Raw genomic sequence first — 25,575 nt, 5'->3', positions numbered from 1 at the left:
TCCAACCGTTACTATGCGCCACTCGAAATAACGCATCAAAAACACGTAGCTAAAGTGCGCTGGTTTGCTTTCCTAACACGGTTCAGGGAATGACCCATCACTAACTACAAGAACATTATGGGTGTATCCATTTTATGAAAAAGCTATTGCAAAAGCTGATGAAACCAAGCCGCAAGTATCCAATTATTGCGTTGGTACTGATCGGTGCCATCATTGCGATCGCAGGTGTGGTCACGATGAACAAAACCTTTGAGGTGTTCTCGTCGACTGAATTCTGTACGTCGTGCCATACCATGCAGCAGAACTACGAAGAATATAAACAATCTGTCCACTTCAGCAATGCCAAGGGTATTCGTGCTGAGTGTGTTGACTGCCACCAGCCAAAAGATTTCACAGGCAAGGTATGGCGTAAAATGGGCGCAGTGACAGACCTTTATCACCACTTCATCACTGGCAAGATCGATACGCCTGAAAAATTCGAAGAGCACCGGCTCGAGCTCGCCCAAAAAGTCTGGGATCGCATGGCTGACGAGAACTACAAAACCTGTACGACTTGTCACTCATACGACGCTATGGATCACAGCAAACAATCTGTTCAAGCGATGAAAGAGATGATCCCTGCTGCGAAAGAAAACATGGCGTGTGTGGAATGTCATAAAGGTATTGCCCACGAACTGCCAAACATGGCGGGTGGTTTCCGTAAGACATTCGAAACCTTGACCGCATCTGCAACCGTTCCTGCTGGTGCTAAAAAGCTGTTCTCAATCGAAGAGAAAAGCCTGTTCGCGACCGCTGATGCGAACGGCAAAGTAGAAGGTCAACTGCTTCCTGCGTCTGAAATCGATGTTATTGCTGAAGAAGGCGACATGCTGAAAGTTCGCATCCAAGGCTGGATCGAAACCAACGGCAAAGGCCGCGTCATGACCGAGTACATGGGTAAACGTGTATTCAAGGCAACCATTCGTGGAGACGTTAAAACAACTGAAACTGTAATTTCAGAAGAAGTTGACCAAGCGACCAACATCGCTTGGAAACAAGTCGCGGTTAACGCCTACGTGACCAAAGACGGCCTGATTGACAGCATTGATCCTGTTTGGGATTACGCGTCTGAAATGTACTCGTCTTCTTGTAACTCTTGTCACGCAGCCCCTGCTCCAGGCCACTTCACCGCTAACGGCTGGATTTCGAGCCTGAAAGCAATGAGTGCATATTACCGCCTGAGCAAAACCGAAGAGCGCACCCTGCTGAAGTATCTGCAGAACCATGGTAGCGACACGGGTGGTGCTGGCGCGCACTAATCTGCCGCAGCGATAAAAAGAATAAACAATGGACAGGTGCTCAAGTGCCTGTCCAATTCAACTTTAAACGAATAAGGATTCCTACATGGCGACTGAAAAACTACAAGGCATTACCCGCCGTCGTTTTCTCTCTGGCATGTTAACCGCAAGTGCGGGTGCTGTTATCGGTGGTAGCTTACTAGCACCACGCTCTGCAATGGCAGCGACTGACGCGAAAAACACCTTCTCAGGTGACGTGATCCACGGCTCACACTGGGGTGCTTTCCGCGCGAAAGTAGAAAATGGCATTTGGGTAGACACCGTCCCGTTTGAGCACGACCCGCACCCAACAGCAATGCTTAACGCTGTTCGCGAAGTGGTTTACAACCCATCTCGCGTTAAATACCCAATGGTGCGCCTTGACTGGCTGAAACACGGTTGGAAATCTGACACATCACAACGTGGTGATAACCGCTTTGTACGTGTGCCATGGTCTCAAGCGTTGGACTTCCTCCACCACGAGTTGGAGCGTGTTCAAACCACTTATGGCCCTAGTGCTCTGTACGCAGGTAACACGGGTTGGCAATCAGTTGGCAAGCTCAACGTTGCTGGTACCATGATGCATCGTGCGATTGGTTTGCATGGTACTTTCCTTGCGAAGATGGGCGACTACTCAACAGGTTCAGCGCAAGTGGTATTGCCATATGTTGCTGGTGCAATGGAAGTTTACGAACAACAAACTTCATGGCCTGTCGTACTGGAAAACACCAAAAACATCGTGATCTGGGGTAACGACCCTGTTAAGAACCTGCAAGTTGGTTGGCAGATTCCAGACCACAGCGTTTATGGCTACTACCAGCAATTGGCTGAGAAAGTTAAATCTGGCGACATCAAGGTATTCCACGTTGACCCAGTAAAAACCTCTTCTTATAAATTCTTCGGTGGCAAACAGATTGCGGTTAACCCACAAACTGACGTGCCATTGATGCTAGCTATTGCGTACACGCTATACACAGAGAAATTGCACGATGAGCAATTCTTGGCAGACTACACCACAGGCTTTGACAAGTTCTTGCCTTACCTGTTGGGTGAAAAAGACGGCGTAGCAAAAACACCAGAATGGGCAGAGAAAATCTGTGGCATTCCTGCTGATGATATCCGAGATCTTGCACGCACCATGGCAAGTGGTCGCACGCAAATCATGGCTGGCTGGTGTTTGCAACGTATGCAGCACGGCGAACAGTACGCATGGATGATCGTTGTTGTTTCAGCAATGCTAGGTCAAATTGGTCTACCTGGCGGTGGTTTCGGCTTCGGCTGGCACTATAACGATGCAGGTACCGTGACCTCTGCTGGCCCTCTTATGTCTGGTTTCAACTCTGTCACTGGCGTTGACCCAATCCATAACGGTAGCTACAACGGTTACTCAAGCTATATCCCAATCGCACGTATTGTAGATTGCCTTGAAAACCCAGGTGAAACCATTGATTTCAATGGTCAGAAAGTGAAATTTCCGCACATTAAAATGGCAATTTCATGTGGTAGTAACCTATTCCACCAGCACCAAGACCGTAACCGCATGATCAAGGCGTGGCGTAAGCTAGAAACTTATGTGTCTATTGACCATCAGTGGACAGCAAGTTGCCGTTTTGCAGATATCGTTCTGCCAGCAACGACAACTTACGAGCGAAATGACATTGAGTCATTTGGTAACCACTCAAACAAAGGCATTATTGCGATGAAACAAATCGTAGAGCCAATGTTTGAAGCGAAAGATGACTTTGATATTTTCCGTGAGCTTTGCACCCGTTACGATCGCGAAGAAGCGTTCACTGGCGGCAAAACCAAAATGGAATGGATCGAAGAGATCTACAACGGTGCGCGTTTGCAAGGCCGTGGTATCGGCGTTCGTATGCCAAACTTCGTTAAGTTCTGGGAAGAAGAGCAATTCATTTCGTTCCCTGAAGGCACAGAGTGGGTTCGCCACCAAGCGTTCCGTAACGAACCAGATTTGGAGCCATTGGGTACTGCATCTGGCTTAATCGAAATCTACTGTAAAACAATCGCCGATATGGGTTACGACGACTGTCAAGGTCACCCAATGTGGTTCGAGAAAGTAGAACGTAGCCATGGTGGTCCTAAGTCAAACAGCTACCCGCTTCACATGCAAAGCTGTCACCCGAACTACCGTTTGCACTCGCAACTGTGTTCATCAGACGCTTTCCGTAACACCTATGCGGTTGCGGGTCGCGAGCCTTGCTACATCAGCTCAGCGGATGCAAAAGTGCGCGGTATTGTGTCTGGCGACCTTGTTCGCGTGTTTAACGACCGTGGTCAAGTGCTAGCAGGCGCAGTGGTGACTGACGACTATAAAGCGGGCGTATGTCGTATTGAAGAAGGCGCATGGTATGCCCCTCTTGAAGGCGGTAAGCCAGGCACGCTTTGTACCTACGGCGATCCAAACGTATTGACTGTAGATATCGGCACATCGAAGCTCGCTCAAGCTACCTCTGCGCACACTGCATTGGTTGAGATCGAGAAGTTCACAGGTAAAATTCCAGCGGTTACTGGCTTTAGCGGCCCAACCTCTGTGGATGATGTGAACCCACTGTTCCCAGCGATGGATATCGCATAAGAGACAGAGTGAAGAAAAAGGGCAGCTTAGCTGCCCTTTTTTACTCCATATTCTATACACTTATACTCTTACACATTTGTACTCTCTCTGCCCTTCCCTAACGACGGAATGACAATGAAAGAATTTAACGCCATCAACGAACAACGCGCCGAGTTTTACTGGTGGATGTCTTCTCTGTTTGCTAATGAGCTGACCCAAGAAGATCTCATCAACTATCAAGGTAGCAGCATGGATAGTTACTATTCCGCGCTCGCCATGACCGATGAATTGAAAGCCCCAATCGCAGGTTTTCGTAGCGCACTAGCCGCATTAAAATTGCGCGAAGACGCGCAATTGGAACTCGCGGCTGATTTTTGTGGTTTGTTCCTTAGCACCCCAAAAACGGGCGCATTGCCTTATGCCTCCATGTACATCGGCGAGACTGGTTTGCTCAACGACAAACCTGCGCAAGAGATGGGTCAATGGATGGAGAAATATGGCATCGCTCAACGAAAAGACTTCAATGAGCCCTTTGACCATCTTGCTGTCGTCCTCGATTTCATGGGTAACTTGGTCATTCTTGCGAACAAAGAGACCGAAGAAGACAAACAAGAAGCCTTGATGCAAGAGCAACAGGTTTTCTTAGAAACCATGGTTACCCCATGGTTAGGCAGCTTCCAGAAGTCGCTTGAACAATTCGATGGCTTTGGCTTTTATAAAGCGTCTGGCGTGCTCCTCAACGCATTTGTCGCATTAGACCTCTCGTTCCTAAAAGGCGAATAGCGTCCTACTCCCGAAACCAAAAAGCCGGGCTTGCCCGGTTTTTTCATTTTTTAGAGATAGAAAGTGAAAATCGTAGCGATTTCGCAAGCTTGATACGCATCAAGCTTATGCGAGTCGCTTCAATTGAATAATTGCGACTGCGTCCATGAGCCAGTAAACTGTGAACGCAAGCGATTGGCATTGAGAAATTGCTGAAAAATCTCTTTCACAGCAACAAGGTCATAACACCTAGTGTTGTGTCGATGGAATGGTTTTTGGCGTGCTCAATGTGACATTTTGAGCCGATCTTTAGTAGCTTTAGGTGGCAAGGTCACTCCAACTCGTTTCGAACGATTCGCCGCTTTCCGTGTAAGACGAATCATAAGAGAACATGCTTGAACCAGCATAATGTTCACATCGTCAGTGCTAATGAACGTTCATCAGAATAAAGAGTCACGATTTAAGCTGATTCTTTTAATCAACGGCAAACAACCGACATGTGTTCTAGCACTACCTATTACGATGCAAGATAAAGAAAGCATGTATGCACTTCAAAAACGTGCTTTCACACATTGATACGAAACGGTCGAGAAAATGGAAACCTGTTTCGTCGAACCCAGTACGCCGCTCCTCGTTAGCGGCGTAAACATGTAAGGCAGCCAGCATTTCTCATGCTGCCGATGAAAATGATAAGAAGAATACCAAATGGCAACGATTAAAGACGTCGCACGCATGGCCGGAGTATCAACCACAACGGTTTCTCACGTGATCAACAAAACACGTTTTGTCGCAGAGAATACGACCAAAAAAGTTTGGGCTGCGGTGGATGACCTAAATTACGCACCCAGTGCTGTTGCGCGTAGTTTGAAATGCAACTCAACACGCACCATTGGCATGCTTGTTACCAAATCAACAAACCCATTCTTTGCGGAAGTTGTTCATGGCGTAGAAGAGTACTGTTACAAAGAGGGCTATACACTGATCCTATGTAACACAGAAGGCAACCTCGCCAAGCAGCGCGACTATTTACGCATGTTGGCAGAAAAGCGTGTCGATGGTTTGCTGGTAATGTGTTCAGACCTCAATGAGGAACTGCTTGCCCTTCTTGAGAGAAAGCAAGATTTGCCAATGGTCGTGATGGATTGGGGAACGCAGCACGTCAACACTGACTGCATTCAAGACAATGCAGAACTCGGTGGGTATATTGCGACGAAATACTTTATTGATAACGGCCATACGAAAATTGGTTGTATGTCAGGCCAATTGGATAAGCTAACCTGCCAAACACGACTTGCCGGTTTCCGCAAAGCGCTGGCAGAAGCTGGACTACAAGAAAATCCAGATTGGATTGTAGATGCAGATTTCGAATGCGACACAGCGGTAGAAGCAGCAAACAAATTGTTAGCACTTGATGAGCGTCCAACGGCACTATTTTGCTTTAACGACATTATGGCATTGGCAGCAATCAGTACATTCCGCCAAGCGGGTCTAGACGTACCAAACGACATCTCGATCATTGGCTACGACAATATCGATTTGGCTGCATTTTTCTCGCCACCACTAACGACGATCCATCAGCCCAAAAACCGCTTGGGTAAAACGGCAATCAAATTATTGTTGGAACGTTTAGCGAACAAAGAAAACAAGCAACAGATTTTCGTTATGCAGCCTGAACTGATTATTCGTAATTCAGTGAAAAATCTAAACGCCGAATAGTTTTAACACACAAAGTTCATCAATAGCCCGCCATTTTTGGCGGGCTATTTTTTTATGTGACAAGAAAATTTAACAAAATCTTCTCATTATTGAGATCCAGCTCAATAAGCATAGTTTGTCTAGTTTTCTAGTGCTAATCTTTAACTCAATTAAAAAATGACCGCTTTGGTTAAAATGGCTTCAATTACAAAGAGAACCTGATATTTTCATTCATATCAATAAGACTCTATCTGAAGCAAGATCACATTTTTTGAGACTAGCAATAACGACAATATGATGCGATTCAGTTAAGCTAATAGTCGTCAAGAAAAAGGCAAACCACAGCGAAAGCGTGGGACGCAAAGCTTCCGGCCTCACAGCACACAAAAATTTTGTGTTGGTGGTAGCGGAGTTACCGATGACGTTAGCATTCATACACCGAAATTACTTTTCGGTACATTGACAATTCTCTGAATTAGCTTTGCTACGTTGCTCCTTGACCGCTCATCCAGGAACGGAACGTAATGATTGAGAATAAGTCACATGGATAAACCAACACTAAAAAACACGTTAAAATTCTTCGAATGTCTGGGCAAAATCAAATCGCGTTCTATGTTTGGCGGGTTTGGTGTCTTTTGCGACGAGACAATGTTCGCCTTGGTCGTCAACGACCAACTTCATCTTCGCGCTGGTCAAGCGAATGAAGCCGATTTCATTAAACTTTCGATGACGCCCTACGTCTACAAGAAACGTGGCTTCCCTGTCACAACAAAATACTATGCCATACCAGAAACGTTGTGGGATCAATCAGAGGTTCTGATGAATTATGCGAATATTGCGTATGCCATCGCCAAAGATGATCAACAAGAAAAGAAGACTGCGGCGCCAACGCGTATCAAAGATTTGCCAAACCTAAGACTTGCGACAGAACGTATGCTGAAAAAAGCAGGAATCGATTCTGTTGAGCAATTGCAAACTGAAGGTGCCGTAAGGGCTTATCAAGCTCTACAAAAGTCACATAGCGATACGCTAAGTCTAGAACTTCTTTGGGCGCTAGAAGGCGCAATTGAAGGTAAACACTGGTCTGTCGTCTCTCCTCAGAGACGCGATGAACTGTTAGAAACACTAAGACAGTAAAAATTTCATTATTTCGCCCTGTCGGTACCCTAAAGTGAACAATCAAGGGATCGACTGGGCGAATCTATCTTCGCCCAGTCTTTCAGTTTCACCACTCTCTCGAATTCGCCTCTCACACCGCACTAAGCGCATTTCATACCGTATCTTCACAAACAACCAATCATCTACCCCAATATTACGTTCAATTCTTTCAGTTAATCGAAAAGAACATCATGTTCCATTGCTTATAGGCCATGCTTCTAACGAGCTTTTTATCTATAAATAAGCAATTATCACAAATCTCATTTTAAGGCTGCCAAAAAACCAATAATCCCATTTATGCGACATTCGTCACGTTTATTATGCTAAATGCATCTAGTTGACTATCTTTGGTTGGAATTTTGAACTAAGCCAAAAGAGTAGATAGATGAATGGCAACAATAAGATGCATTACAGCAGACCCTATCCAGACCAAATTGACAGGATCTTTAGAGACCATTTTCGTAAGTGGCCTCGACGTTTTAAGTGGGCAGTGTTTTTCTGCTTCTTATTGCCGATCTCATTTTACGCAGCGCTTGTCGACGGAATGTTTGCGCCGTCATTTCTTTCAGTATTAGTGATCGTCTTTATTAGCATTAATGCTGTTGTCATCCTCTGGGGCTTGAGGCTCAATAGCTTTGCACAAAGATACTGGCACCGTAACTATCACATCGTTGGTGCTACAACACTTGCCGTGGTTCCTTTGTCATTGTTAGCCATTCAATATTCGAAATACTGCTTATAACCACCTCTTTTATCACTTTCTCTCGGTGACCATTTCTGCTCGTTCCCGTTTTTCGCTCTGAGCACCGCTATCATTCCAATACGCAATTCGCAATATAACCACTATAAATCAATAAATTAAATGAAATCTCAAATCCAAACCTCGACAACTCTCGTACTAGATTCGAAAAAATTGATGAAGAGTGTAATGAAATCCCAAATTTGCAGGTCTTTATTTCTTAGCAAAAGCACTGAAACCCAAAACACAACTTGCTGCATATTTCGAATTTTGATTGGGCCTATTGTGGTCACAGTCTTGGCAAATAAACGCAATAATTCATTGAGATAAGCCATTCAATAACAATGACGTTATACACTTAAGCTAAGGATGGGCAGTGAGCATGTTCTCACTGAACAAGCACTTTCAAATTGCTTAAGTCATTTGGCGATGGTGCCCGAGATTCGGAACACTGATTTGCAGTAAGTGACTCATAAAGGAATACAGATGAATAAACAGAAGTTAGGCATTATCTTTATCATCGCAGCCATATTTATTGCGTGGTTTGCCTTTGATTTAGGGGCGCTTTTTACACTTGAAAATGCAAAAGCACAGCATGAGTCTCTCAAAGACAGCATTTCACAAAACTTCTTAACTGCCAGCGTTGTCTACTTCTTGGTATACATCGCCATGACCGCCCTCTCATTGCCAGGCGCAGCCATTGCGACTTTGCTTGGGGCTGCACTTTTTGGCTTTTGGTGGGCATTGCTTCTGGTTTCTTTTGCAAGCTCCATCGGTGCCACACTGGCTTTCCTCGTCAGCCGTTTCTTGCTGAAAGATTCTGTTCAAAACAAATTTGGCAACAAACTTACAACCATTAACGAAGGCGTCGAAAATGATGGTCCTTTCTATCTACTGACACTTCGTTTGATTCCCGTCTTCCCATTCTTCCTTATTAATCTGCTGATGGGTCTAACCCCTATCCGCACATTGACCTTCTATGTTGTCAGCCAAATCGGCATGCTTCCGGGCACAGCGGTATACATCAATGCTGGTACGCAACTCGCCCAAATTGATTCACTAAGCGGCATTGTGTCTCCCGGCGTACTGCTTTCACTTGTGCTACTTGGTCTGTTCCCCGTTATTGCAAAGGTTATTATGAACTTCATTCAAAAGCGCCGTGTTTACGCGAAATGGCAAAAACCCGTGACTTACGATCGTAACCTCATCGCTATCGGTGCCGGTGCTGGCGGATTGGTAACGACTTACATTGGCGCAGCAGTGAAGGCGAAAGTCACGCTGATTGAAAAACACAAAATGGGCGGAGACTGTCTAAACACGGGCTGCGTGCCATCTAAAGCGTTGATTCGCGCGGGACACTCAGTGCACGAAATCAAACGTGCCAGTGAGTTCGGCGTCACTGTTGGCGAGCCTAGCGTGAACTTCAAAGAGGTTATGGGCCGCGTTCATCAAGTGATTGCGGATATTGAGCCCCATGATTCAGTCGACCGTTACACAAAGCTTGGTGTGGAGTGTATTCAAGGAGAAGCGAAAATCCTTTCGCCTTGGGAAGTCGAAGTGAATGGGGAGCGGCTTACAACCAAAAACATCGTAATTGCCACTGGAGCGCGGCCATTAGTTCCGGGCATTCCTGGACTCGCTGACGTTAGCTACCTCACTTCAGACAACGTATGGGAACTGGAAGAGTTACCCAAGAAACTGCTGGTATTAGGTGGTGGCCCTATTGGCGCTGAACTGGCACAAAGTTTCTCTCGTCTAGGCTCCGATGTTACCTTGGTCGAAATGGCTGACCAACTGTTGATCCGTGAAGATGCCGATGCCGCAGCGTTGGTTGTTAAAGGCTTAACGGAAGATGGCGTTAATATCTTGCTTGGTCACAAAGCCACTCGCTTTGAAAAAGACGGCGACATTCAACGCGCTTATCTTGATAAGAGTGGCGAAGAAATCGTGGTGGAATTTGACCATGTCATGCTCGCGCTAGGGCGCGTTGCCAACACCAAAGGCTTTGGCCTTGAAGACATCGGTGTTGAGTTAACAGATCGCGGCACAGTAAAAGTGAACGACTATCTGCAAACCAATTATCCAAATATCTTTGCTGTTGGCGATGTAGCTGGCCCGTTCCAGTTAACACACGCTGCAGGCCACCAAGCATGGTATGCCGCTGTAAATGCCTTGTTTGGCGACTTCAAGAAGTTCAAAGCTGATTATTCTGTGATGCCTGCGGCAACTTACACCGCACCAGAAGTTGCACGTGTAGGCATCAATGAAAAAGAAGCCATCGCACAAGGCATCGAATATGAAGTGGCACACTACGGTATAGACGACCTAGATCGCGCGATTGCTGACGGCGAAGACCACGGTTTTATCAAAGTCATCACACCAAAAGGCAAAGACAAAATACTAGGCGCCACCATTGTCGGTTCGCATGCTGGCGACTTACTCGCAGAATTCACACTCGCCATGCGCCATGGGCTGGGTCTGAACAAAATTCTTGGTACGGTTCACCCTTACCCCACCATGAGTGAAGCCACAAAGTACACTGCAGGCGTTTGGAAACAAAACAACGCGCCACAAGGATTACTGGCATGGGTCGAGAAATTCCACGCTTGGATGCGTAACGCGCCAAAAAACAATCGCGCTTAATTGACATTAAGGAAGACAATTAACCATGAATTACTTATCAATCGCCGCTGCATGTGCACTCAGTGTTAGTTCTGTCAGCATCGCAGCTGACCTCTCAAACTGGGAACAGATTGAAAAAGATGCCAATGGACAAACGGTTTACTTCAACGCATGGGGGGGCAGCCAAGAAATCAATGCTTACTTACGCTGGGCTGGTGACACACTTAACGAACGTTACGGCGTCACGCTTGAGCATGTGAAGGTGTCAGACATTGCAGAAACCGTTAACCGCTTGGTTGCGGAGAAAGCCGCTGGTAAAATCGAAGGCGGCAGTGTGGATATGGTATGGATCAATGGTGAAAACTTTAAATCGATGAAATCCAATGGACTGCTATTTGGCCCGTTTGCCGAACAGCTACCAAACTGGTCAATTGTCGATAAGTCACTTCCAGTCACCGCTGACTTTACTGAGCCAACGAATGGCTTAGAAGCGCCTTGGGGTGTCGGCCAACTTGTCTTTATTCATGATGAAAAGACCCTAGCAAATCCACCGAGATCCTTTGTAGAAATGCTGAGTTTGGCGAAAGCGAATCCGGGTAAAATCGCCTATCCAAAACCACCGCAATTTCATGGCACCAGTTTTTTGAAAGCGGCTCTGCTTGAACTCGCAACAGACAGTGATCCACTTTACGTCCCTGTTGATGAAGCACGTTTTGGTGAGATCACTGCGCCACTCTGGGCTTACTTAGATGAGCTCCACCCCGTCGCTTGGCGCAATGGTAAACAATTCCCTGCCGGTAGTGCAGAAACCATGCAACTGTTAGACGACAGTGAGCTACTACTCGCCATTACATTTAATCCAAACGCGGCGGAAACTGCGGTTAAAAACGGCACACTCGCGCCTTCAGCAAAGACCTTTGCGTTTGATAAAGGTGCGCTTTCAAACATTCACTACATGGGTGTGCCTTGGAATGCCAACGCCAAAGAAGGAGCATTAGTCGCGATTAACTTCCTCATGAGTGAAGAAGCACAAGCCCGCAAGGCAAACAGCGATGTATGGGGAGATCCCGCCGTGGTGACACTGTCGAGTGTTGGCAGTAAACCCCTGTTTAAATCGCAACCTGAACCACATCCGAGCTGGCAAGTTGCGTTAGAAAAAGCATGGCTCGAGCGCTACGGCCAATAATGGTAATGTGCTATACATCACCATTAGTTAAGGGGTAAGCATGTTACGTCTGCTGTACGTTATGACGCTGACAGTATGTTGTTTACCCTTAATTCCTGGGCTTGGTGGTGTGTTACTTTCTGCCACCAGCTACCTTCCCGTTCTAGGATTAACCGAACCAAACCTTGATGGTTGGCGCGCCATGCTGGCATGGCCTGGTAGCCTTAATGCACTTCAACTGTCGGTTGTTTCTGGTGTCACCGCCACATTGCTGGCAGTAACAATCACATTTTTAATTCTTCAGCGTTGTTGGGGGACGCGTGGTTGGAATCGCATTGAAAAATGGCTTTCGCCGCTACTTGCCATGCCTCACGTGGCGTTTGCTATTGGGTTCGCCCTAACATTCGCGCCATCTGGTTGGCTGTTTCGTTTCTTTGCTTTATTTACGCAAGAATCAACGCCCTATACATGGTCATTAGTTCAAGACAGCAATGGCTTCGGGCTAATTATTGCGTTGGCAATCAAAGAAACCCCGTTTCTGTTACTAATGAGCCTATCGGTGTTGCGTCAAATGCAAGTCGACCGCTTATTGGCTGCTTCACAAAGTTTGGGATATAACCGCAGTGCGGCATGGCTAAAAGTCGTGTTACCGCAATGGCTGCCCAAAATGCGCTTCCCTATTTATGCGGTACTCGCTTACGGCTTATCAGTGGTAGACGTCGCCATGATCCTCGGTCCTTCCACTCCATCCACATTTGCTGTACTGGTCTGGCAATGGTTCAACGACCCTGACTTACTTGAACTTCCTCGTGCTGCCGCCGGTGCGATTACCCTATTCATATTATGTTTCGGTGTTTTGTCAGTGTATCGCTTGTTCGAATATGTGCTGATTTGTCGTTGGCAGAATTGGCAGTTCAGCGGCAGCAAAGCATTCAACCTACCGGGAAAGCACTGGTTCAAATTGATCGCCATTGTGCCATTTCTCATGATCCCTGTTTTACTGGTTTGGTCTTTCGCCCTGCGTTGGCGTTTTCCCGACATTTGGCCATCACGTCTTAGTATGCGTTTCTGGGAGCAAGAGTCTTCAAACCTTCTAGAACTGGCCGCCAACAGTTTGATATTGGGGTTGGTCTCCGCCACTGTCGCGCTGATTTTTTCCATTGGCTGCTTAGAGCATCGAGACAGATACCACAAATCATTGCCACAACTCGTGATCGCAATTCCTATGCTGATCCCGCAGCTTTCAATCCTGTTTGGCATACAAATCGCCATTTATATGTTACCCGGTCAATGGCATGTCCCTGCCACCATTTGGGCGCATATTCTGTTTGCCTTTCCATATGTGTATTTAGCGTTAGATGGCCCTTGGCGTTCTTTCGATCAGCGCCTGACCCAAACAGCACGAAGCTTAGGCCAGAGTGCAACAAAAGCGTGGTGGTCGGTAAAGTTACCGATCGTGCTACCTGCGATTTTGCTTGCGTGGGCGGTAGGCCTTAGTGTGAGTTTTTCTCAATATTTGCCCACACAACTATTGGGCGCCGGCCGCATTACCACTTTAACCACAGAAGCAGTTAGCCTTGCAAGCGGGCAAGACCGTCGCATCAGTGCGGTTTATGGCTTGATACAAGCCTTCTTACCACTCGTATTCTTTTGCTTTGCATTGGCAGCAAGCCGCTTTGCCGACCCACGTAGACGTATTGCAAAACGCGCCCCAAAAAGAGAAATAATGAATGAGTTTGTCCGTACAAAACCTGACTATAAAGTCTAAACAAGCGACCTTGTTGACCAATATGTCCTTCGAGGTTGAGAATGGCAATATTCTCTCGGTCATGGGGCCAAGCGGATGCGGAAAATCAACCTTGTTGAGTGCGATTGCAGGACATTTGTCACCAGAATTCGAATGCGAAGGAGACATTCAAGTCAGTCATAAAAGTGTGCTGACTTTGCCTGCTGAAAAACGGGCAGTCGGTATCTTGTTTCAAGACGATCTGCTTTTTCCTCACCTCAGTGTTTGGCAAAACCTAGCTTTTGGTTTGCCCTCCACAATGTCCGCGCCAGAAAAAAAGGCACGTTCATTAGCAACATTAGAAGACATTGAGTTGGCCGATATTGCCTACAAAGCGCCGGACCAAATTTCAGGTGGGCAGCGGGCACGAATAAGCCTCATGCGTACCCTACTTTCGCACCCTAACGTTATTTTGCTTGATGAGCCATTTAGTAAGCTCGACAAGCCGCTTCGAAAGTCCTTTCGAGCCTTTGTATTTCAGCAAATCAGAAACCGGAATATCGCCGCCGTCATGGTGACCCACGATGAAGATGACGTACCACCTGAAAGCATATTGCTTAACTGGCCGATAGCATCAAATGAGTTATCCACCGACGAGCGTCAATCGGAGCAAAAACATGCTTGATCGTTACGCAATTCCCATCATTCGATGGCCGCTTAAACAAGCGGCAAAACTGCCAGATAAAATCGGTTGTTCAGCCAATCAGGTCACTGTGGTCGGTTTTCTTATTGGTTTGCTCGCGTTGCCTGCTATCGCTATGGAGCACTATTGGCTTGGGTTATTATTTATCGCGTTGAATCGTATATTTGATGGGCTTGACGGTGCATTGGCTCGGCGACAAGGGATCACCGATGCGGGCGGATTTCTCGATATCACCCTCGATTTCTTGTTCTATGCCATGGTTCCATTTGCTTTTGCATTGGCTAACCCTGAACAAAATGCTGTGGCTGCGACCTTCTTGGTATTTTCATTCATGGGAACGGGTTCTAGCTTCCTGGCATTTGCGGTGATGGCAAGCAAGCGCAACATTGAAAACCCCGTTTATAAAAGCAAGTCGCTTTATTACATCGGTGGGTTAACCGAAGGAACAGAAACCATAGGCTGTTTCGTGCTGTTCTGTTTATTCCCCGGCTACTTTGCAGAAATCGCTTGGACCTTTGGCGCATTGTGTTGGGTGACAACAGCAACTCGGGTTTGGGCGGGATATCAAACATTGAAAGTAGAAAACAGCGACAAATAGTCAAGCAACACGCTTCAAAAAGAACCAGACAGAACATTTGATAGTGGTTCGCACCCGCACTATTTGTTTTGATGCTCAGTACGAACAACACAACGCTATGACTGCTTTGCTACAACTCTATTAATGGCAAATGCCAGCGACTCGACATCCACTTGACCAAAGAAGCGATAGCGCCCTTCGTCAAATATCCACGCTGGGCTGCCCGGTACTTTATCCGTTTCAGCACGCTTGATGTCGCCATAAACAGTGGCCAATGCATACCCACTTTGCAGACATTCCATTACGTCTGGCACCGCCAAATGCAGGTCAGAAAGCACATCTTTCATCACACCAAAATGGCTAATGTCTCGGGCATCGCAAAAAAAAGCTTCACGCAGAGCACGTTCAACGTCATGCGCCTCTTTCTCCCCCGCAACATACGCTACCGCTTTAACGGCTTGGTGTGGCATCAGTGAACTGGTTGGGCGCACTTTTCGCCAAAGGTCAGGGTGAACATCTAAACCATCAAAACGTGCCATCAATCGCTCAGTGATTTCAGCGTATTTCATGTAGCCTTTGTCACCCTCTCCTAACGCGCGCATGCGCTCCGGCACGTTTCCGTATAAATCTAAACAATGGTGTTTCCATTCCACATTGTCATCACAAAGTGGCATCACTTGATCGTTATGTTGTTGGCCGACCCAACCCCAAAAACAAAGCAAGTCGCTATAAAAGTTGATAGTTACCGTCATGTTCAATTTGTCCTTTTCATTGCGTACTTACTTCGAAGTGGTTTACCTATCCGATGGCTTCGGTTTACCCATTCTTCACTGAACTTTTCTCAATAGTTGACGGAAAATATCGTCTGACATACCGTCTTTCATCGCATCAATTTGCTGCCACATTTTCATAAAACGCTCTGGCTTTTGGTCCCATTGCGTACGACGAGATACCCGCTCTTTCATCAACCCTGTCACCGCATTCACGTTACTGTTTTTGTGCTGTGCATTGATGAGATACTGGATAAGAATGTCTTGTTGCGCATGGCTTCCCCCAAGAACAGAAAGGCTGTAACGCTGAGGGTGCATTATCTTTGCTGCGATGTCGTACTCCTTAGCCTCATAAGCCGATATACCTGAAATTAACTCTTGAGCAATCGACGTTTCATTGGTGTATCTGGTTTTGCTCCAATCTGACAGCGAAGCATGAAGTTGTGACAGTTGAAAGGCATTGCCCGATCGATTCAGTATCATCGCGGTATGCAGTTCAGTGAAAAGATAGAGGTAATCACCAACGGAATCTTTAACCCCTTGATAAAGACGATCCCATCGATTGCCAACATCAACGCCCACGAACTCAAGGCGTTTAAGCAAGGAGGCGCCGTTTTGTACACTGAGATAAAACGATGACGCTTCTGGGTAGATATATTCGTCAAACAAAGACAGCACTTTATTGACGTGGCCTTGCTCTAAATAAAACAATCCGAGATGCCACCAGATATGACCGACAAATGCGTTGTGTGTTGGTAAGTCATTTTGTCTCGCCTCAATCCAGGCGATGCCTTCATCGGTTCTCGCATTCATTTCCAGCACATGTGCCATCGAGTGTACTGCCCACATATCAGATGGGTTTATTTCAACAGCGCGACGCGCATATTTCTCAGCGAGCGAATATTCCCCCACCTCTTCGAGCGCGAAGCTGAAAGCACCAATGAAGTATCCATATCCAGGGGTATTTTCAGTCCAATGAGGCGCAATTTTCGCGGCGGTGTCCACCAAGCGTTGGCGCTCACCCATCCAAAACAAATTCCCCGTTGATTGGCGAAATGCGAGTAAATCCAGTGGCCATTCATTCAAAATATCAGCCCAAATTTCCACTGATTTTTTAATATCGCCTTGTGCATAAGCCGCCAGCGCCAACACATGCTTCCTCTCCCTTGGCGTAGAGGCAATGCTGATAGTACGATTTTCAATAAACGTCAGCGGAATACTGCTCAGTGCCCCAAAGCGCCCTTCACTGGCGATGCTGTACCCCTTTAACACCCATGCCATCAAAAAGTTTGGATACGACGCTAACAATGCATCGACCTTTGCCAATCCATTGGGTCGATAATCGAAATTCCATGCCAATGCTTCTTCATATATCGCAATACCTTCTTGATCGGTTCCTGAATATAAAAGACCTCGACTGTCTTTTTGCATGGTATTTATCTCCTTATCTCGTGCGTCCTGTGCATTTCAATCTTGTTTTATAAAGACGCTTTAGCCACTGACTTAACGTTCGTTGAGCATAAGCAGCAGTTAGGGCGCAATCAACGCAGCATAAATTGGCGGGTAAGAAAGAAATTGTTTATCGGGGGGAAGAAATAACGAAACCTGTAAAGCGATACGCGCTCACAACCCCCACATTAGGATCGCAAGGGTTCTGAACAAAGCTCTGAACGCGAAAAGCCAGTCATAAGACTGGCTTCAAAAGGTATGTGTTCAGCAAAGTGATAGAATGCGGGAAGACTATTCTTCGCCAGATTCCGCCTGCAAACGACGCTCTTTCCGTAAACGCGCTTCTTCCATCACAGCATTAATTTCCGCCATGAGTCCATCAACATCAGCGTCACTGCCATCGTCGACAAATACACCTGTCAGTTCTGTGTTTGGTGTAAGGTCACCCGCTTCGTAAAGCGCCCACATTTCTTTGGCGTATTGCGTACCAATCAACTCTGGCGCGTATTGGCCGTAATAGCTGGTCATGTTGTTCACGTCACGCTCAAGCATCCACTTCGCGTTATTATTTGCCGATGCATCCACTGCTTGTGGCAAATCGATAATAACAGGGCCGAGGTGATCAACCAGAACATTAAATTCTGACAAGTCGCCGTGAATGATACCCACGCAAAGCATGCGAACCACATCTTTGATCACCGTGGCATGATCTCTCAATGCTTGCTCTTTCGTTAGCGTCACATCGTTTAAGCGTGGCGCAACACTGCCTTGGTCATCAGTGACGAGTTCCATCAATAGCACGCCATCAACGCAACCGTATGGTGTAGGTACACGAACACCCGCAGCTGACAGCGCATACAAAGCATCAACTTCTGCGTTCTGCCACACTTTCTCTGCTTCTTCTCGTCCGAACTTCGAACCTTTCGACATCGCACGCTCTCGGCGACTGTCACGGACTTTACGTCCTTCTCGATAAGCAGCGGCCTTTTTAAAGCTGCGCTGGTCGATCTCTTTATACACTTTGGCGCAGCAAATGTTTCCATTGCTCGAAACAACAAAAACGTCAGCTTCTTTGCCACTCATTAGCTGAGAAATCACTTCATCAACCATGCCATCTTCGACCAATGGCAGTAACCTTGTCGGTATTTTCATTACACCTTCGTACGTGATTAAACCTAGTGATTTTGTATTAGCGACAATACATTTTCCGGCACAATAATTGTCATCGCGGCATAAGTAAAGAAACATACGCTGCAGTACACAGATAGGCAGTTTAACAGTGCAAAAACTGATTCGCTGCATTAATAACAAGCGCAACCATCACTACTCAACAATATGGCATCAAAACATCAGCTTCTATGACCAATGTGCACTTTTTACTAAATACAGAGCAAAAGACAGACAATTGTCCAAAACGCTTTCGGCTACACTATTTCACACGTTCTTCTGCCCGCTGTCAGAACAGCGCTTACAAAAGTTAATAGGTGCACGTTAGTGAAGGGAATCGAAGCAATGAGTAAAGAACGCAAGCAATGGATTCATGACCTTTTAAAAAAAGGTATCGAAAATGGCGATGCTGAAGCCGTCGCTGTCGTGGACGAATCTCAATATGTTCAACATAATCCACTAACAAAAGAAGGCGGCATAGGTTTGGCCGAATTGTTTGCTCGCCTTGCTTTGACCAATCCCCATGTGGAAATCATTCGCATTTTCTCAGACGGCGATTACATTTTTGCCCATACCGAATACGATTTCAGCAGCGAGAAGATTTGCTTCGAAGTTTTTCGTTTTGAAGGAAACAAAACCGTTGAACATTGGGACAACCTCCAACTTCGACAACCCCCAAATGCTTCAGGCCACTCAATGATCGATGGCGTTACTGACGTTACCGACTTGCCTCAGACAGAAGCAAACAGACAAACCATCAGTCACTTTGTCGACAACGTTTTGATCAACAAAAACATTGAAGCGCTCACAGACTATATAGACGCAACCAATTACCGCGAACACAGCCCAGAATTAAGTGACGATGTGCAGTTGCTGAAAGCAGCATTAGGCACAGCGGACAATCCTTCCACCCTTCATTATGAAACCCATCACCGTACCCTTGCCGAAGGCAATTTCGTGTTATCCGTTTGCGAAGGTTTTCGTGCAGGGGAACACACCGCTTTCTACGATCTGTTCAGGCTAGAAAATGGCAAAATTGTAGAGCATTGGGACACCGTAGAAACCGTCCCGCCCCGTAAAGAGTGGAACAACGACAATGGTAAATTCTAAACATCCACCCTCTCTTGACCTTGCAGACAGGCTGTGGAGTATGTCTTGAAGTTGTCACCCATGCGTCATGAGTTCGTCGCATTTAACAAGCTACCATAACGACAACGTTGATCATTTATGCAATACTTTGCGTAGTGATAGTACATCTAGTATGTAGAGAGGTGTGGTATGTTTTCACTATTTAAGAGAGACCCAACCAAGAAACTGCGTGAGCAATACAACGATAAGCTAGAGCGTGCGATGCAAGCGCAACGCAATGGTGACATCAGTGCTTATTCCTTTATCCACGCAGAGGCTGAAGATCTTTGGCGAGAAATAGAACGCATCGAAAGCAACGCCAAATAACGTTTTCAATTCACCTTTTCAGCCCATATTCATCCTAAAAGCCATTGATTCGATCAATGGCTTTTCTTTGTGTCGTCCAGTTATCTCCGTCATGTTAAGCTCTCGAATATTAACCACTGCTTAATAGAACGTCATGCTTAGAGATTGCGATTTAAACCTTCTTACTGTTTTTGACTCAGTCATGACTCTGGGCTCGGTTGCCAAAGCTGCCGACAAACTCAACATGACATCCGCCGCTGTCAGCCAGAATTTATCCCGATTGCGCGAGCACATTGGAGAGCCACTATTCATTCGCCAAGGGCGCGGTATTCAACCGACACAATTGGCGATCAATATGCACAAACATATTGCAGAAGGATTGAGTGCCATTCGATTTGGCCTAGAGGCAAACACATCATTTGACCCAGCAACCAGCACAAGAGAATTTATGTTAGGCGGTCACGCTTACTTTGATCTTGCAGTGCTTCCACAGTTATTACGAAGACTCAATGAGATAGCGCCAGGTATCACCGTAAATCTGACGCCTTACGAAGACAATCACTTCACACCAAGTCAGGTTCTCAGTGAAAGAGATGTTGATTTATTCCTCTCTTCTTTACCAATCAGTCACCCTTCGATTATTACCGAGAAAGTGTCGGAGGAAGTGCTTGTCGTCACCTATGCAAAAGACCACCCTAGGCTAAAAGGGAAAATCACGCTCCAACAGTTTTTTGCTGAAAAACACACTGCACTTACCAGCCGTCGCTTTGGTAGCTTTATGTTTTCTAACCTAATTGATAAGCCATTGCCAGCACGTAAAGTGCATTATCAAAGCGATTCCATGCTCAACTTAATGGCAACAGCAGCGATGACCGATTTACTGTGTTTTACGCCAAAACGTCTAGCCGATCTATGGGCAGAAAAACTAGGGCTGAGCGTACAAACTCTGCCGTTCGAAATCCGTCCCGTCCCAACATTTGTGTGTTAGCACCAAGCTAAACAACATGACGAAGGCATCACTTGGCTTCGCCAACAGATTGAAGAAATCCTTACCAACTATTAAGCGAGGCTTAACAATAGATTATTGAAGCACGAATCGTTCCCACACGCCTGTTTCCTTATAGTGAATCTCGTTTCCTGTTCTATTAGTGAAGAAAGCGAGATCACAATGAAAACAACATTCAAACCGACGTTAATCGCATTGTTAGTTGCAGCTGTTAGTATTCCTGCCGTTGCCCACACGTTCACACCAAACACCAAAGCGCCGACGGCAACCACACAAGCCTTCGCCACAGAGCAACGTGCCACTCTTCCTTTCTCAGACAAGAAGGATTTTGAGTTAGTCGAAAAAGGATTTATCGCGCAGCAAGAAAATCTAGAAATTAAAGATGCCAACGGAAAAGTCGTATGGGAGCTCGGTAACTATGAGTTCCTGCTTGAAGGTAAAGACTACGACAGCATTCACCCAAGCCTCCAACGCCAAGCACAACTAAACATGCACCACGGTTTATACAAAGTCACCGACCGCATTTACCAAGTCCGCGGCTATGACCTTGCAAACATTACCTTTGTTCAAGGTGATACTGGTTGGATCGTCTTCGATCCACTCACCGTGCCAGCGACCGCAAAAGCCGCGCTGGATTTCGTGAACAAAGAACTTGGCGAACGCCCAGTAAAAGCCGTGGTATACAGCCACGCGCACGCTGATCACTTTGGCGGCGTAAAAGGTATCGTGACACAAGAACAAGCTGACAGCGGTGAAGTCGCTATTATCGCGCCTCGCGGTTTCTTGCATCACGCTGTCGCGGAAAACGTGCTAGCAGGCAATGCAATGTCTCGCCGCGTGACCTACCAATACGGTAACGCTTTGGAAAAAGCGGCAACAGGCCAAGTGGATGCAGCCATCGGCAAAGGTGTAGCGCAGGGTGAAATCAGCCTGATCGCACCAACTACAGTGATTGTCGAAGAAGTCGAAACCAAAACTATCGACGGCATCACCATGGAGTTCCAAAATACACCGGGTACCGAGTCTCCAGCTGAAATGAACACCTACTTCCCGCAATTCGATGCGCTGTGGATGGCGGAAAATACCGTAGGCGGTCTGCACAATGTCTATACGCTACGCGGCGCAGAAGTGCGTGATGCCAAAGCATGGAGCAAGTACATCAATGAATCCATTCATATGTACGGCGACAAATCTGACGTGATGTTCGCATCGCACAGTTGGCCACGCTGGGGCGAAGAAGAGATCAATCACTTCCTTCGTAAACAACGTGACATGTATGGCTACATTCATGACCAAGCGCTTCGCATGGCAAACCACGGCGTTACCATCAACGAAATTCAAGATGAGTTCTATGTGCCAGACGTACTTGCGAATGAATGGTACAACCGTGGCTATCACGGCAGTTACCACCGCAACGCGAAAGCAGTGATCAACAAATACTTGGGTTACTTTGACATGAACCCAGCAACGTTGCGCCCTCTATCGCCAGCCGATGCTGCACCAAAGTATGTTGAAGCTATGGGTGGTATCGAAAATGTCATCAGTGTAGGGCAAAAAGCCTTTAACAGCGGCGATTACCGTTGGTGTGCCGAGATTGTCGATAAGGCTGTATTCGCAGAGCCAACCAATAAGAAAGCACGTTTCCTGCAAGCTGATTGTTTAGAGCAATTGGGCTACCAAAGTGAATCTGCGGGAGAGCGAAACACCTACCTAATGGGCGCATTTGAGCTTCGTAACGGCACGCCGAAAGGTGACGCAACCAAAACTGCGAGTGCTGACATGGTGGTCGCTATGGATACCGAGCTGTTCTTGGATTACCTCGGCGTGCGTTTGAACGGCATGAAAGCGGCCAACGTGGATTACACCATCAACTTTGTACTGCCTGACGTGAATGAAACCTTCTTGGTAGAGCTAGAAAACGCGCACTTGAACAACCTCGAAGGTGTGCAATCTGAAAACCCAGACATGACGCTCACCATAAACCGTTCAGAGCTTAACAAAGTCCTGATGGGCACTACCAGTATCTCTGAGTTAGTGAAAGCGGGTAAAGCAAATGTCGAGGGTAACGGTAAAGCCCTAACCGATATCGCAGGCATGATGGACAGCTTTGATTTCTGGTTCAACATCATCGAACCGAAAAAGTAATCACTACACGCTAATCAAGAAAACAGGCTTTACTAACGCCTTATTCAGCAAAACCTCCTCATCTAGGGGAGGTTTTTTTTCCGCTTCCCCTCCCCTTTATCGATAAGAACTACGCGCTATCTCAACACGATGTATGGCTTATTATTCCTTGGCGTAATGACACCAAGACAAAAGTGGGGTGAGATCAATTGAACGCGCTTAAATATCGAAAAATTCGAGGGAATTATTGCGACTGACTTCGATTTCCTATGTAATTCGCGCGCGCAATATCGCGCTTTATCAATATACCCAAGCAACCTGAACACCCAACCATCCTGAAGGTGCAGGATTCAGCGAGCTTTACTGATATTATGCTTTCGGAAAACACGACATAAATGAAAAAAACCTTTGTTATCGCAGCGACCTCTAGCCTGCTTTTCTCTGCCTCTGTGCATGCTGAACAATTCTTGAACATCTACAACTGGTCAGAATATCTTCCACAACAACTGATCGAACAGTTCACCAAAGAAACCAACATCAAGGTCAATTACTCTACGTTTGAGAGTAATGAAACCATGTACGCCAAGTTGAAATTACTCAATGCAAAAGGCTATGACTTAGTAGTGCCTTCCACGTATTACGTTTCTTTGCTGGCACAAGAAAACCTGCTGCACGAATTAGACAAAAGCAAAATCGCTGCTTTTACCAATCTTGATGCATCTATCCTTAACCAACCGTTTGACGCAGAAAACCGCTACTCTCTCCCGTACATGTGGGGCAGCACTGGCTTGGGTTATAACGCAGATATGGTAGATGGAAAAGACGTTAAGCGTTGGGCTGACCTTTGGAAAGATGAATTCGCAGGTCAGTTGATTTTGACTGATGATGTACGCGATGTGTTCGGTATGGCACTGATCATGAATGGTCACAGCGTAAACAGCCGCGATGAAAATGAAATTCGCCAAGCGTATGACAAACTAAAAGCGCTGAAGCCAAACGTCACCTTGTTTAACTCAGATGCGCCGCACACGCCGCTCATCATGGGTGAAGTGAATGTTGGCATGCAGTGGAACGGTACAGCATACCGCGCAACGGTTGAAAATCCTTCCATCCACTATGTTTACCCAGAAGAAGGCACCATTTTCTGGATGGATAACATCGTCATTCCAAAACATGCTGAAAACAAAGACGCGGCTTACGCCTTCATCAACTTCCTGATGAAACCGGAAAACCAAGCGGTGTTAGTGAAAGAGATTGGCTATGCAGTTCCAAACCTTGGCGCACTTAACCATCTGCCTGACGAGCTGAGAAACAGTGACGTGATCTTCCCTCCTAAAGAGGTTAAAGACAAAGGTCAATTCCTGTCAGACATTGGTGATGCCGTGTCTATCTACAATCAGTACTGGCTGGAGCTAAAAAGATAATGAAGGTCATTTACAGCGAGAAGCAAAAGCTTCACCAAGTAAAATACGAATTCCTTGGTGGTGAACCCACCGCGTGCTTTGAAAAGCCAGAGCGTGCCGACATGGTACTCAACGCCATAAACAGCAATGGTGGCTACGACGTTATCGAGCCAAAAACGTTTGGCATCGACCCTATGCTGTGGGTTCACACGCCAGATTACGTCGAGTTTCTTCAAAACGCATGGAACGAGTGGGAAGCAACCTACGGCTCAGAGCGTGATGCCTCGCCTTACTGCTTTGTTCCTGCTCGCCACCTTCGCAACCGCGTGCCGAAAGACATTGAAGGTAAACTGGGCTATTACAGCTTTGACATGACCGCAGCCATCACCAAAACCAGTTTTGAAGCCATTTCATCGGCGGTAGATTGCGCCCTGACAGGTGTTGAAGCTCTGATAAGTGGCGAGAAAGCCGCATTCGCATTGTGTCGTCCACCCGGCCACCATGCCGCGCCAGATCTGATGGGCGGTTACTGCTACATCAACAATGCCGCCATTGCCGCAGAAGGCTTACGCCGACAAGGGCACGTGAAAGTTGCGATTCTTGATATCGACTATCACCACGGTAACGGCACCCAGAGCATTTTCTACGACCGTGACGATGTGCTTTTCGTATCGATTCATGGTGACCCAGATTACGATTACCCGCACTACTTAGGCTTTAATGATGAACACGGCGAAGGCAAAGGTGAAGGCTTCAACCTCAACCTGCCATTGCCACAAGGTAAAACCGATTGGTCTTTGTATCGCCCTGCGCTTGAAACCGCTATCGAGCGAATTCGCCGCTTTGGCGCGGAGTCTCTCGTGATTTCATTGGGCATGGACACGTATGAGCACGATCCAATCAGCCACTTCAAGCTAAAGCTTGAAGACTACCTGAACATCGGTGAGATGCTGGGCGAGCTTGGTTTACCAACCCTGTTTGTGTTTGAAGGCGGATACGCCGTTGACGATCTAGGCCATAATACGGTTGCTGTGTTAAACGGGTTTAAATCCACCTACTAACTGCAGATAACTCAAACTAAAAAGCCTCACGAAAGTGTGAGGCTTTATGCGAATCTAGCTTTGCTTTGCGTCAAAGGCGTTGAGATTCGACGAGGTATCAATCATTAAACTGCACCTAAATAT

At 46.6% G+C, this 25,575-nt stretch carries 18 protein-coding genes, 1 pseudogene and 1 riboswitch; of the genes and pseudogenes, 16 read left to right on the top strand and 3 right to left on the bottom strand.

Annotation, left to right across the window (positions count from 1 at the left end; translation table 11 throughout):
* Window positions 1-134 precede the first annotated feature (134 nt).
* The 10 genes from torC (at window position 135) to LRP50_RS07850 (ending at window position 15,059) form a co-directional block, all read left to right on the top strand.
* The gene (torC, locus tag LRP50_RS07895) at window positions 135-1,298 is read left to right on the top strand and encodes a pentaheme c-type cytochrome TorC (protein ID WP_274163921.1); all 1,164 of its coding nucleotides are present in this window, start codon (window positions 135-137) and stop codon (window positions 1,296-1,298) included.
* Between the two features lie 85 nt (window positions 1,299-1,383).
* Window positions 1,384-3,912 (top strand): trimethylamine-N-oxide reductase TorA, encoded by a 2,529-nt coding sequence (torA, locus tag LRP50_RS07890; protein ID WP_274163920.1) that lies wholly within the window; start codon window positions 1,384-1,386, stop codon window positions 3,910-3,912.
* A gap of 114 nt (window positions 3,913-4,026) precedes the next feature.
* The gene (gene torD / locus LRP50_RS07885) at window positions 4,027-4,674 is read left to right on the top strand and encodes a molecular chaperone TorD (RefSeq protein ID WP_274163919.1); all 648 of its coding nucleotides are present in this window, start codon (window positions 4,027-4,029) and stop codon (window positions 4,672-4,674) included.
* Window positions 4,675-5,358: 684 nt separating this feature from the next.
* Window positions 5,359-6,369 (top strand): HTH-type transcriptional repressor PurR, encoded by a 1,011-nt coding sequence (gene purR, locus LRP50_RS07880; protein WP_274163918.1) that lies wholly within the window; start codon window positions 5,359-5,361, stop codon window positions 6,367-6,369.
* Window positions 6,370-6,671: 302 nt separating this feature from the next.
* A riboswitch (cyclic di-GMP riboswitch) is annotated at window positions 6,672-6,768 on the top strand.
* 123 nt (window positions 6,769-6,891) lie between these two features.
* A complete protein-coding gene (locus LRP50_RS07875) occupies window positions 6,892-7,485 on the top strand; it encodes a TfoX/Sxy family DNA transformation protein (protein WP_274163917.1) in 594 nt (197 codons plus the stop codon).
* A 1,246-nt stretch (window positions 7,486-8,731) separates the two neighbouring features.
* Window positions 8,732-10,888 carry a dihydrolipoyl dehydrogenase gene (lpdA, locus tag LRP50_RS07870; RefSeq protein WP_274163916.1) on the top strand — a complete coding sequence of 719 codons (2,157 nt, stop codon included), beginning with the start codon at window positions 8,732-8,734 and terminating at the stop codon, window positions 10,886-10,888.
* Window positions 10,889-10,913: 25 nt separating this feature from the next.
* Entirely contained in the window at window positions 10,914-12,053 is a 1,140-nt protein-coding gene (locus tag LRP50_RS07865; RefSeq protein ID WP_274163915.1) for an ABC transporter substrate-binding protein, read from the top strand.
* Between the two features lie 40 nt (window positions 12,054-12,093).
* Entirely contained in the window at window positions 12,094-13,800 is a 1,707-nt protein-coding gene (locus LRP50_RS07860) for an ABC transporter permease (protein ID WP_274163914.1), read from the top strand.
* Complete coding sequence (locus tag LRP50_RS07855) at window positions 13,763-14,443, top strand: ATP-binding cassette domain-containing protein (protein WP_274163913.1); 681 nt, start codon at window positions 13,763-13,765, stop codon at window positions 14,441-14,443. The genes LRP50_RS07860 and LRP50_RS07855 overlap by 38 nt, the downstream gene beginning before the upstream one ends.
* Window positions 14,436-15,059: a CDP-alcohol phosphatidyltransferase family protein gene (locus LRP50_RS07850; protein ID WP_274163912.1), complete on the top strand. Its 624-nt coding sequence runs from the start codon at window positions 14,436-14,438 to the stop codon at window positions 15,057-15,059. Before LRP50_RS07855 ends, LRP50_RS07850 begins: the two co-directional genes overlap by 8 nt.
* 95 nt (window positions 15,060-15,154) lie before the next feature.
* Here the strand turns inward: LRP50_RS07850 and LRP50_RS07845 are convergent, their stop codons facing one another.
* The 3 genes from LRP50_RS07845 to LRP50_RS07835 all read right to left on the bottom strand — a co-directional run bounded on the left by LRP50_RS07845 (window position 15,155) and on the right by LRP50_RS07835 (window position 18,409).
* Window positions 15,155-15,790, bottom strand: a complete 636-nt coding sequence (locus tag LRP50_RS07845; protein WP_274163911.1) for a DsbA family oxidoreductase — start codon at window positions 15,788-15,790, stop codon at window positions 15,155-15,157.
* A gap of 75 nt (window positions 15,791-15,865) precedes the next feature.
* Entirely contained in the window at window positions 15,866-17,239 is a 1,374-nt protein-coding gene (locus LRP50_RS07840; protein WP_274163910.1) for a tetratricopeptide repeat protein, read from the bottom strand.
* Between the two features lie 309 nt (window positions 17,240-17,548).
* Complete coding sequence (locus LRP50_RS07835) at window positions 17,549-18,409, bottom strand: PA4780 family RIO1-like protein kinase (RefSeq protein ID WP_274163909.1); 861 nt, start codon at window positions 18,407-18,409, stop codon at window positions 17,549-17,551.
* Window positions 18,410-18,769: 360 nt separating this feature from the next.
* Here LRP50_RS07835 and LRP50_RS07830 point away from each other — a divergent pair, with 360 nt between their 5' ends.
* From LRP50_RS07830 to LRP50_RS07805, 6 genes and pseudogenes are all read left to right on the top strand, one after another.
* Window positions 18,770-19,534: a nuclear transport factor 2 family protein gene (locus LRP50_RS07830; protein WP_274163908.1), complete on the top strand. Its 765-nt coding sequence runs from the start codon at window positions 18,770-18,772 to the stop codon at window positions 19,532-19,534.
* Between the two features lie 168 nt (window positions 19,535-19,702).
* The gene (locus tag LRP50_RS07825; protein WP_274163907.1) at window positions 19,703-19,879 is read left to right on the top strand and encodes a DUF6435 family protein; all 177 of its coding nucleotides are present in this window, start codon (window positions 19,703-19,705) and stop codon (window positions 19,877-19,879) included.
* A gap of 133 nt (window positions 19,880-20,012) precedes the next feature.
* A pseudogene (locus LRP50_RS07820) lies at window positions 20,013-20,921 on the top strand (LysR family transcriptional regulator).
* A gap of 105 nt (window positions 20,922-21,026) precedes the next feature.
* On the top strand, window positions 21,027-23,009 hold the full coding sequence (locus LRP50_RS07815) for an alkyl/aryl-sulfatase (RefSeq protein ID WP_274163906.1): 1,983 nt from the start codon (window positions 21,027-21,029) through the stop codon (window positions 23,007-23,009).
* A 374-nt stretch (window positions 23,010-23,383) separates the two neighbouring features.
* Window positions 23,384-24,412: an ABC transporter substrate-binding protein gene (locus tag LRP50_RS07810; protein WP_274163905.1), complete on the top strand. Its 1,029-nt coding sequence runs from the start codon at window positions 23,384-23,386 to the stop codon at window positions 24,410-24,412.
* A complete protein-coding gene (locus tag LRP50_RS07805; RefSeq protein ID WP_274163904.1) occupies window positions 24,412-25,452 on the top strand; it encodes a histone deacetylase family protein in 1,041 nt (346 codons plus the stop codon). The genes LRP50_RS07810 and LRP50_RS07805 overlap by 1 nt, the downstream gene beginning before the upstream one ends.
* Window positions 25,453-25,575: the final 123 nt, after the last annotated feature.

It is taken from the genome of Enterovibrio gelatinilyticus, assembly GCF_028683095.1.
Lineage (GTDB): Bacteria > Pseudomonadota > Gammaproteobacteria > Enterobacterales > Vibrionaceae > Enterovibrio > Enterovibrio gelatinilyticus.
The sequence above is the reverse complement of the archived record's forward strand: the minus strand, read 5'-3'. Positions and strand labels throughout refer to the sequence as shown.

Coding starts and splice junctions, on each gene's coding strand:
- torC (WP_274163921.1), top strand. CDS start 135: ATGAAAAAGCTATTGCAAAAGCTGATGAAACCAAGCCGCAAGTATCCA.
- torA (WP_274163920.1), top strand. CDS start 1,384: ATGGCGACTGAAAAACTACAAGGCATTACCCGCCGTCGTTTTCTCTCT.
- torD (WP_274163919.1), top strand. CDS start 4,027: ATGAAAGAATTTAACGCCATCAACGAACAACGCGCCGAGTTTTACTGG.
- purR (WP_274163918.1), top strand. CDS start 5,359: ATGGCAACGATTAAAGACGTCGCACGCATGGCCGGAGTATCAACCACA.
- LRP50_RS07875 (WP_274163917.1), top strand. CDS start 6,892: ATGGATAAACCAACACTAAAAAACACGTTAAAATTCTTCGAATGTCTG.
- lpdA (WP_274163916.1), top strand. CDS start 8,732: ATGAATAAACAGAAGTTAGGCATTATCTTTATCATCGCAGCCATATTT.
- LRP50_RS07865 (WP_274163915.1), top strand. CDS start 10,914: ATGAATTACTTATCAATCGCCGCTGCATGTGCACTCAGTGTTAGTTCT.
- LRP50_RS07860 (WP_274163914.1), top strand. CDS start 12,094: ATGTTACGTCTGCTGTACGTTATGACGCTGACAGTATGTTGTTTACCC.
- LRP50_RS07855 (WP_274163913.1), top strand. CDS start 13,763: ATGAGTTTGTCCGTACAAAACCTGACTATAAAGTCTAAACAAGCGACC.
- LRP50_RS07850 (WP_274163912.1), top strand. CDS start 14,436: ATGCTTGATCGTTACGCAATTCCCATCATTCGATGGCCGCTTAAACAA.
- LRP50_RS07845 (WP_274163911.1), bottom strand. CDS start 15,790: ATGACGGTAACTATCAACTTTTATAGCGACTTGCTTTGTTTTTGGGGT.
- LRP50_RS07840 (WP_274163910.1), bottom strand. CDS start 17,239: ATGCAAAAAGACAGTCGAGGTCTTTTATATTCAGGAACCGATCAAGAA.
- LRP50_RS07835 (WP_274163909.1), bottom strand. CDS start 18,409: ATGAAAATACCGACAAGGTTACTGCCATTGGTCGAAGATGGCATGGTT.
- LRP50_RS07830 (WP_274163908.1), top strand. CDS start 18,770: ATGAGTAAAGAACGCAAGCAATGGATTCATGACCTTTTAAAAAAAGGT.
- LRP50_RS07825 (WP_274163907.1), top strand. CDS start 19,703: ATGTTTTCACTATTTAAGAGAGACCCAACCAAGAAACTGCGTGAGCAA.
- LRP50_RS07815 (WP_274163906.1), top strand. CDS start 21,027: ATGAAAACAACATTCAAACCGACGTTAATCGCATTGTTAGTTGCAGCT.
- LRP50_RS07810 (WP_274163905.1), top strand. CDS start 23,384: ATGAAAAAAACCTTTGTTATCGCAGCGACCTCTAGCCTGCTTTTCTCT.
- LRP50_RS07805 (WP_274163904.1), top strand. CDS start 24,412: ATGAAGGTCATTTACAGCGAGAAGCAAAAGCTTCACCAAGTAAAATAC.